Source organism: Pseudomonas sp. AP42, from assembly GCF_001728935.1.
Taxonomy (GTDB): domain Bacteria; phylum Pseudomonadota; class Gammaproteobacteria; order Pseudomonadales; family Pseudomonadaceae; genus Aquipseudomonas; species Aquipseudomonas lactis.
Map to the genome: position 1 here is coordinate 1 of NZ_LYSO01000175.1, position 8,641 is coordinate 8,641.

The 8,641-nt window shown below is 61.9% G+C and carries 9 protein-coding genes; 7 read left to right on the forward strand and 2 right to left on the reverse strand.

The features are described from left to right. Window positions 1–130 precede the first annotated feature (130 nt). Window positions 131–904, reverse strand: a complete 774-nt coding sequence (locus tag A7K61_RS29670) for a transporter substrate-binding domain-containing protein (protein WP_069558948.1) — start codon at window positions 902–904, stop codon at window positions 131–133. 448 nt (window positions 905–1,352) lie between these two features. Here A7K61_RS29670 and A7K61_RS29675 point away from each other — a divergent pair, with 448 nt between their 5' ends. The 5 genes from A7K61_RS29675 (at window position 1,353) to A7K61_RS29695 (ending at window position 6,010) form a co-directional block, all read left to right on the forward strand. Further along, window positions 1,353–2,723, forward strand: coding sequence for a glutamine synthetase family protein (locus A7K61_RS29675; RefSeq protein ID WP_069558949.1), 1,371 nt, complete (start codon window positions 1,353–1,355; stop codon window positions 2,721–2,723). A 101-nt stretch (window positions 2,724–2,824) separates the two neighbouring features. After that, window positions 2,825–3,424, forward strand: coding sequence for a class I SAM-dependent methyltransferase (locus A7K61_RS29680; protein ID WP_003189592.1), 600 nt, complete (start codon window positions 2,825–2,827; stop codon window positions 3,422–3,424). Between the two features lie 122 nt (window positions 3,425–3,546). Then, window positions 3,547–4,680 (forward strand): ribonuclease D, encoded by a 1,134-nt coding sequence (rnd, locus tag A7K61_RS29685; RefSeq protein WP_069558950.1) that lies wholly within the window; start codon window positions 3,547–3,549, stop codon window positions 4,678–4,680. Continuing rightward, the gene (locus tag A7K61_RS29690) at window positions 4,677–4,970 is read left to right on the forward strand and encodes a YcgL domain-containing protein (protein ID WP_014717482.1); all 294 of its coding nucleotides are present in this window, start codon (window positions 4,677–4,679) and stop codon (window positions 4,968–4,970) included. The genes rnd and A7K61_RS29690 overlap by 4 nt, the downstream gene beginning before the upstream one ends. Window positions 4,971–5,077: 107 nt before the next feature. Next, window positions 5,078–6,010: a D-2-hydroxyacid dehydrogenase gene (locus A7K61_RS29695; RefSeq protein WP_069558951.1), complete on the forward strand. Its 933-nt coding sequence runs from the start codon at window positions 5,078–5,080 to the stop codon at window positions 6,008–6,010. A gap of 123 nt (window positions 6,011–6,133) precedes the next feature. Here A7K61_RS29695 and A7K61_RS29700 read toward each other — a convergent pair whose 3' ends face one another. Beyond that, a complete protein-coding gene (locus A7K61_RS29700) occupies window positions 6,134–6,727 on the reverse strand; it encodes a nitroreductase family protein (protein WP_069558952.1) in 594 nt (197 codons plus the stop codon). A 153-nt stretch (window positions 6,728–6,880) separates the two neighbouring features. Between A7K61_RS29700 and A7K61_RS29705 the strand changes: the two genes are divergently transcribed. Together A7K61_RS29705 and A7K61_RS29710 are read left to right on the forward strand one after the other, a co-directional pair. Then, window positions 6,881–7,330, forward strand: a complete 450-nt coding sequence (locus A7K61_RS29705; RefSeq protein ID WP_003172524.1) for a YcgN family cysteine cluster protein — start codon at window positions 6,881–6,883, stop codon at window positions 7,328–7,330. 13 nt (window positions 7,331–7,343) lie between these two features. Beyond that, window positions 7,344–8,564 carry a hypothetical protein gene (locus tag A7K61_RS29710; protein ID WP_069558953.1) on the forward strand — a complete coding sequence of 407 codons (1,221 nt, stop codon included), beginning with the start codon at window positions 7,344–7,346 and terminating at the stop codon, window positions 8,562–8,564. Window positions 8,565–8,641: the final 77 nt, after the last annotated feature.

The following is an 8,641-nucleotide window of genomic DNA, read 5'->3' on the forward strand; positions in this document are numbered from 1 at the left end:
AAAGCAGATCAAGAGCAAGAGCGGCTCGCTTCGCATCGTGGTTACCTTGGGCGGCAGCAGCTTTTTGTGTAGGTACTTATGGCCAAATCGCAGGCAAGCCAGCTCCCACATTTGGATTGTGGGTCCACATTTATGGCGCAGCCAACCACTGCCCCACAATCCCCGCATACGCCCCGGTCGCCACATTCAAATGCAACCACTGATCCACATAACTCTTCCAGGCCACATCATCGCGCGGCAGCAAAAAGGCTTTTTCACTGTACTGCATGGGTTGCTCCGGGTTGACCGCACACAACCCAGGCTTGAGCTTCTGTTGATAGCGCGCCTCGCTGGCGTCGGTAATCATCACATCGGCCTTGCTCGCCAGCAGTTCATCAAAAATCGTCACATTGTCATGCAGGCGAATCTGCGTCTGGCCCAGGTGCGCGCGGGCAAATACTTCGTTGGTACCACCGGCCGGTTCGATCACTCGCACCTGGGGCTGGTTGATCTGTTCCACCGTCTGGTAGCGCTGCACGTCGGCGCAGCGTACCAGTGGGATCTTGCCATCGACCCCGAGCGACTGGCTGAAGAAGGCTTTTTTCTGACGTTCCAACGACACGGAAATACCGCCCACGGCGATGTCGCAGCGTTGGGCCAGAAAGTCTGGCATCAGGGTTTTCCAGGTGGTGGGCACCCAGTTGATTTTGGCGTTGAGGCTCTTGGCCAGGGACTCGGCCATGGCAATGTCGATGCCTTCGTAGCCGCCGTCGCTGCGCAGTGAGGTGTAAGGCTTGTAGTCGCCGGTGGTGCACACGGTGAGGGTGCTGCGTGCAATCACTTCGTCAAGGCGTGACGCGGCGGTGTCGGCCTGGGCGACATTGGCCAGGCTTGCCAGTACACAGAGGGCCAGAGGCGCTTTCATGGAGTCGAATCCTTAGGGCACGGTCGAAGCCGCCATAATGCCCGTTTTTTGTAGGAGCGAGCTTGCTCGCGAAAAACCTGAGTGCGCCGCTTTGAATCAGGCACCCCGCGTTATCGTTCACGATCTTCGCGAGCAAGCTCGCTCCTACAGGCAGAATGTTTAGCCAAACTGCAACCAAACTCCGTCAAGCCTGAATTGACCCGCATTTCCCGGCGTGTGACGCTCCGGTATCTCTATCACTGTGACTTGCGCATGCACGTTCGCCCCGACAACCACACCGCGACATTGCCGTCTGCGCTTGCGTTCTGGGCCTTGTTCCATTGCCGACACGCGCGCCCGCCAGATACCTCTCTCCTACGTTGATCTACCCACATGGATGACGCGCACCTGTGCGCATCTGCCTGGCGGCGCCTGCGCGCTTGCCTGATACAAACGTATGAGAATTCCCATGAGTGTTTTTGCCAGCCTGCACGAAGCCCAGGCGTTCCTTGAACAGAACCCCGACATTGAGATGTTCGAGCTGTTTATCCTTGATAACAATGGCGTACCGCGCGGCAAGCTGCTGCACCGCGACGAACTGCTGGCGGTGTACGAAAGTGGCCGGCCATTGCCCAGCACCATCCTCGGCCTGACCATCAATGGCGATGACGTAGAAAACTCCGGGCTGGTCTGGGAGGTGGGGGATATCGACTGCCGCGCCTACCCGATCAGCGGCAGCTTGCAACGCATGCCGTGGCGCTTGATCCCCACCGCGGCGGTGCAAGTCAGCATGCACCCCACCGAAGGTCTGCCCGCCACCGTGGCCGACCCCAGGCACCTGCTGGCCAATGTTATCGAGGCGCTCAAGGACGACGGTTATTACCCGGTAATGGCGGCCGAGCTGGAGTTCTACCTGCTCGACCAGAAGCCCGACAGCAACGGCCGCCCGCAACCGGCGCGGGATGTGGATGGCAATCGCCCGCGCTCGACGCAAGTCTACGGCCTGCGCGAGCTGGAGCAGATCGAGCCGTTTCTTGCTGACCTCTACAGCGCCTGCAAGCTGCAAGGGATTCCGGCGCGCACGGCCATCTCCGAGTACGCGCCGGGCCAAGTGGAAATCACCCTCGAACACCGCACCGATGCGCTGCAGGCGATGGACGAAGCCGTGCGCTACAAGCGCCTGGTCAAGGGCGTGGCGCACAAGCATGGAATGACCGCCTGTTTCATGGCCAAGCCGTTCGACGACCTGGCCGGCACCGGCATGCACATGCACGTCAGCCTGGCCGATGCCCAGGGCAATAACCTGTTTGCCAGTGAAGCGGTCGACGGCACGCCGCTGCTGCGCCAGGCCGTGGGCGGCATGCTCAGTACCTTGCTCGATTCACTGTTGATGTTCTGCCCCAACGCCAACTCTTATCGGCGCTTCCAAACCAACAGCTATGCGCCGCTCGCCGCCACCTGGGGTGTGGACAACCGCACCGTCAGCCTGCGCGTGCCCGGTGGCCCGGCCCAGTCCCGGCATATCGAACACCGTATCTGCGGCGCCGACGCCAACCCCTACCTGGCGGCCGCCGCGATCCTGGCCGGCATTCATCGAGGCATCCGCGAACAGCTCGACCCTGGTGCCCCGGTGGAAGGCAACGGTTATGCCCAGGCCAACGAACTGCTGCCCACCGACTGGCTGACCACCTTGCGTGCGCTGGAAACGTCCCACTGGGCACCGGACGCGTTCGGGCGTGAATTCCTCGGCGTTTACCTGGCGGTCAAACGTGCCGAATACCGCCAGTTCATGGGCGAGGTGGGGGAGCAGGATTGGCGCTGGTATTTGCACCAGGCATGATCGATTTTCGCGGGGTGGGGCTTTCGACCTTTTTTTCACGTTGCGGCGGTTAAGCTGCGAATCAAGGTCGTTTACTACCGTTTCATTCACATGAGCCCGCGATGTCGCCACAACCTCCATCCTCCATCGAGACCGAATTCACCGAGCGCTATGACCGTGAGCATGCCAGGGGCTGTGGCGACCCGCGTCCGCCCAGGCTCTTGCAGCGCCTGTCGGCGTGGCGCGATGCGCGGCTGGTGCGCCAAGCCCTGAAGGTGGCGGGCGAGCCTGGGCTTATCCTCGACCTGGCGTGCGGTTCCGGGCGCTTCTGGCCGGTGCTGGCCGAACACGTCAACCGCGTGATCCTGGCCTCGGACAACTCCCAGGCGATGCTCGATCACGCGCGCACCCATCACCCGGGCGCGTTGCTCAAGCGTGTCAAAACATTCCAGGGCTCGGCGTTTTCCATTGGCCTTTCGGCAAATGCGGTGGACTGCATTTTCTGCCTGGATTTGTTTCGCCATGTGCCCGACAGCGATGCGCGACTCATGTTGTTGCATGAGTTTCACCGCGTCAGCCGCGACACCGTGATTGTGGCCGTGAACGTGGGCACGCCGGTAGAGAGCGAGTTTCGCCAAGCCGGCTTCAAAATCCTCAACTACCAAGAGTTCCTGCCGGGCTCGCGACTATGGTGCGTCTACGTTTTGCGTAAGAGAGGATAACGTCCCTTTGTCGGACTATTCTTCATCTCCTGTCGGAGTTTTCATGATGGCGTGTGCACTGCGGATGCTCGCAAGCCCCTTTCGCGATATATACTGCGCGCCATTCTTCAAGGGAGAGCCGTGTGGCCATCGATATTCACTGGATCTGCGACAACGATAGCCTCGGCCAGCATTGCGCCCAATGGCAGCAGTTGCCATTCGTCGCCCTCGACACCGAATTCATGCGGGTCGACACCTTTTACCCTATTGCCGGGCTGATCCAGATCGGTGATGGCGTGCGCGCTTACCTGATCGACCCCCTGACCATCGACAATTGGCAACCTTTGGCCGCCTTGCTGGAAAACCCAGCGGTGATCAAGGTGGTGCACGCCTGCAGCGAAGACCTGGAAGTGCTGTTGCGCCTGACCGGCAGCTTGCCGGTGCCGTTGTTCGACACCCAATTGGCGGCGGCGTACCTCAACCTCGGTTTCTCCATGGGCTACTCGCGCCTGGTGCAGGCGGTGTTGGATATCGAGCTGCCCAAGGGTGAAACCCGCTCCGACTGGCTGCAGCGGCCATTGTCGGAGACGCAGATCAGCTACGCCGCCGAAGACGCGGTGCACCTGGCCGAGGTTTACACCCGCCTGCGCCCGCAACTGTCGGACGACAAATACGCCTGGGTATTGGAAGACGGCGCCGAACTGGTGGCCAACCTGCGCCGCGAGATCGACCCCTACGAGCTGTACCGCGACGCCAAGCTGGCGTGGAAATTGTCCCGTGCTCAACTTGCGGTGCTGCGTGAACTGTGCGCCTGGCGCGAGCAGCAGGCCCGTGCCCGCGACTTGCCGCGCAACCGCATCGTTCGCGAACACTCGTTGTGGCCCTTGGCCAAATCCCAGCCGGATAACCTCGCCGCCCTGGGCAAGATCGAAGACATGCACCCGCGCACCGTGCGCCAGGACGGCCAGTTCCTGCTGGACCTGATCAAGCGCGCCGGTAGCGTGCCCATGGACCAATGGCCGCCTGCCGTGGCTGAGCCTTTGCCCGTGGACGCCGCCGCGCTGATCAAGCAACTGCGGGCCCTGGGCCAAACCTTCGCCGAGCGCCTGGACATGGCGCCGGAACTGATGCTGCGCAAGAAAACCCTCGAAGCCCTGGTTAAAAGCGGCTACCCCGATGGGCCTTACCAATTGCCAGACTCGCTGCGTGGCTGGCGCCGCGAGTTGATGGGCCAGGCGTTGCTCGACAGCCTGGCCAATGCCGGAGAACAGCCTTGAAACGTATTTGCTCCATCTACCGCAGCAAGAAAAAAGACGGCATGTACCTCTACGTGCTCAAAAGCGATGCCCTGGAGCGCGTGCCCGAGCCGTTGATGGAAGCCTTCGGCAAGGCGCATCACGCCTTTGACATGGTGCTGACGCCGGAGCGCAAGCTGTCGCGCGAAGACATCACCGTGGTGCTGGAAAACCTCGACAAGCAGGGCTACCACCTGCAGATGCCACCGGCCGAGGACGAGTACATCGAGCACTTGCCCGAAGAGCTGCTGCGCCGCAACGACCCGATGTGATCGACCAGTGCCCGCCTCAGGGCACAGCTTCAATGGAATCGTATTAGAGGACGGTGGCCGTAAGGATGCGGGCGGCCGTCTGCACTGTTTTTTCAAAGGTTTGAACCATGCGTGTTCTGATTGCTGAACAGGATCATCCGCTCTACGCCCAATTGCTCAGGGATGCCGCCCCAGACCTTGAAGTGCTGACCAGCGGCGACTCGGCCGAGCTTTCGCGCCTGGCCGCCGACTGCCCGGTGTGGCTGGGCCAGCCCGATCTGTTGGCGACCCTGCTGCGCCAGGGCCATCACCCGCAATGGCTGCAATCGACCTGGGCGGACATCACGCCACTGTTGGCCGATGGCTTGCCCCGCGACTATCGTCTGACCCGCGCGGTAGGCATTTTTGGCCAGGTCATGGCCGAGTTTGTCCTCACCTACATGCTGGGCCACGAGCGCGAAGTGCTGGCGCGGCTGGTCAGCCAGGTGGAGCGCAAGTGGGATAACCGCATGGGCCAGAGCCTGGCGGGGCGCAAGGCGCTGATCGTTGGCACCGGTGACATTGGCCAGAGCGTGGCCGAGTTTTTGCTGCCGTTTGGCGTGCAACTGTATGGCATCGCCAGCCAGGCCCGCGAGCAGGCACCGTTTATCGAAGTGGCGGGGCTGGACCAATTGGGCCGGCTGGTGGGGGAGGTGGATTACGTGATCAACCTGCTACCCAACACGCCTGATACCCATGATTTGTACGACGCGGCGCTGTTCAAGCAATTCAAGCCCACCGGGTTGTTTATCAACGTTGGGCGCGGCGTGGCGGTGGTGGACGCCGACCTGGTCGAGGCGCTCAAAGAAGGGCACCTGGCCGGCGCGGTGATTGACGTGTGCCGCCAGGAGCCTTTGCCGCAACGCCACCCGTTCTGGACGGCGTGGGGTTTGCTGTTGACCGGGCACAGCTCGGCGCCGACTTCGCCGCCGATGATGGTGGAGTTGTTTGTGCAGAACCTGCGGGCGTATCAGGCCAAGCAAGCATTGCGCGGGGAAGTGGATTTCGAGCGCGGTTACTGACAAAACGCGGAAAAAATGTGGGAGCGGGCTTGCTCGCGAATGCGGTGTGGCAGCCACCAAATGTGTTGACTGATCCACCGCATTCGCGAGCAAGCCCGCTCCCACATTGAGTGTATGCAAGTCTTAGAGACTGAAGTCACCCTCGGACACCAGCTCGCTCAACGGCTTGCGCGGGCTCGGCATTTCGCGCCCTTGCAGGTACTCCGGCAAACTCGACTTGTCTCCCAACTTGCCCACCGCCACGGCTGCATGCAGCGCATAACCCTGGGGAATCTTCAGCTCCTTGCGGGTCAGTTCCTTATCGAAACCGGCCATGCCGTGGGTGTGCCAGCCACTGAGGCTGGCTTGTAGCGCCAGGTGGCCCCAGGCCGAGCCGGTGTCAAAGGTGTGCCACAGCGCCGGGGTTTCTTCGGTGGCGCCGGGGGCGATGAAGTCGGTTTTCGACGCGATGATCACCAGGGCCGACGCATGCTGCGCCCAATTGCGGTTGAATTCATTCAGCAAGCCCAGGAAACGCTCCCAATCCGGCGTGTCACGGCGCGCGTACAGAAACCGCCACGGCTGCGAGTTGTAGGCCGAAGGCGCCCAGCGTGCGGCTTCGAAGAAACTCAGCAGCGTTTCCTGCGGGATGCTCTCGCCGGTAAAGGCGCGGGGCGACCAGCGTTCGGTGAACTGGGTGTGGATCGGATAATCGGCAACGCGGGGGTTATTGCTCATGGACAGATCCTGATGAAAAAACCGGGATTCAAAGCTACTGCGCCCACCCAGGCCTGACAAGCCTTGCAACACCGTCAGTCGTAAGCGCTTGGCCCCAACGGGCTTGGGCACTAGACTGGCGGCCTTTTCACCTTCCGATACTGATGCAGAGCCATGGCCGCCAAAGTCGAACCTTTCTGGATACGCAAAACCCTTGAGCACCTCGACCAAGAGGAGTGGGAGTCATTGTGCGACGGCTGTGGCCTGTGCTGCCTGCAAAAGCTTGAGGATGAAGACGACAACAGCGTCTATTACACGCGTATTGCCTGCAAACTGCTCGACCTGAAAACCTGCCAGTGCACCGATTACCCCAACCGTCGCGCCTCGGTGCCCGACTGCATCCAGCTCACGCCGGGCCAGGCCGACCAATTCAAATGGTTGCCGCCGACCTGCGGTTACCGCCTGGTCAGCGAGCGCAAGGACTTGCCGCTGTGGCATCACCTGGTCTGCGGCGACCGTGACGCGGTGCACCACGAACGCATTTCCCAGTCCGGGCGCATGCTCAGCGAAGGCAGCGTGCCCGAGGATGACTGGGAGGATTACCTGATTTTCCGCGCAGGCTGAACGAGGAGTGTGTATGAAGGTGGCCGCCAAGTGTGCAGCGGGCCTGGTCGTGCTGGCGCTGAGCGGGCCGGGCTGGTGCGCGAAGAAAGTCGACCTGGATTACCACATCAAGCTGTTGCCCCAAAGCCAGCAGGCCGAGGTGCGCGTCAGCCTGTCCCAGGGCGCGGCGGTGCGCAGCCTGAACTTCGACCTGGGCCGCGACGGTGGCTACAGCGACTTCAAGGCCGATGGCCAGTGGCAGGTCACCGGCAACCGTGGCCTGTGGCAACCCAGCGCCGACAAGGCCAGCCTGACCTACCGGGTGCGCCTGGCCCATGCCCGCAAGCCTGGCGTTTATGACACACGGATCACGCCCGCCTGGGCGTTACTGCGCGGCGAAGACCTGGTGCCGGCCGCACGTCTCGACCAGCAAGACGGCATCGAGCTGGTCTCACGCCTGCTGTTCGAACTGCCGACGGGGTGGAAGAGCGTCGAAACCGCCTGGCCACGCATTGGCCAAAACAAATTTCGCATCGATAACGTCTCCCGCCTGTTCGACCGCCCCACCGGCTGGATGCTGGCGGGCAACCTCGGCAGCCGTCGCCTGCGCCTGGGTGAAACCGACGTCACCGTGGCCTCGCCCAAGGGTCAGGGCATGCGTCGCATGGACGTGCTGACGTTGCTGACGTTTGTCTGGCCCCAGGTGGAAGCCGCCTTCCCGCGCCATCCCGGCAAACTGTTGATCGTCGGTGCCAGTGACCCGATGCGGCGAGGGGCTTATTCGTTACGCGATTCGATCTACCTCAACAGCCGCACGCCGCTCGTTGGCGAAAATGGCAGCAGCCCGTTGCTGCGCGAAGTGGTGCAGGCCATCGGGCGCTTTAATGACCACGACAGCAGTGACTGGATCAGCGAGGGTTTGGGCGAGTACTACGCGATTGAACTGATGCGACGTGCCGGCGGCATCACCGATGAACGCTATGCGGCAATCCAGGCGCGGCTGACCAAGGAAGGCAAAGACGTCACCACGCTCAAAGGCGAGCACGTCAACGGCGCGACGCTGGCGCGTTCGGTGGTGGTGTTGCAGGAGCTGGACCGTGAGATTCGCGTGAAGACCCACAATAAGCGCTCCCTGGACGATCTGGCCCAGGCGGTGATGCGGGTGAACAGCATCAACACCCCTGAGTTCGTGCAGTTGGCCGAGAGCGTGATCGGTGAGTCGTCGGTGGTGCTGGATTCCAAATTACTGCGCTGAGCAACAAAACTGTGGGAGCGGGCTTGCTCGCGAAGGCGGTGGTTCAGTAGGCCTATCCGTGACTGACACACCGCCTT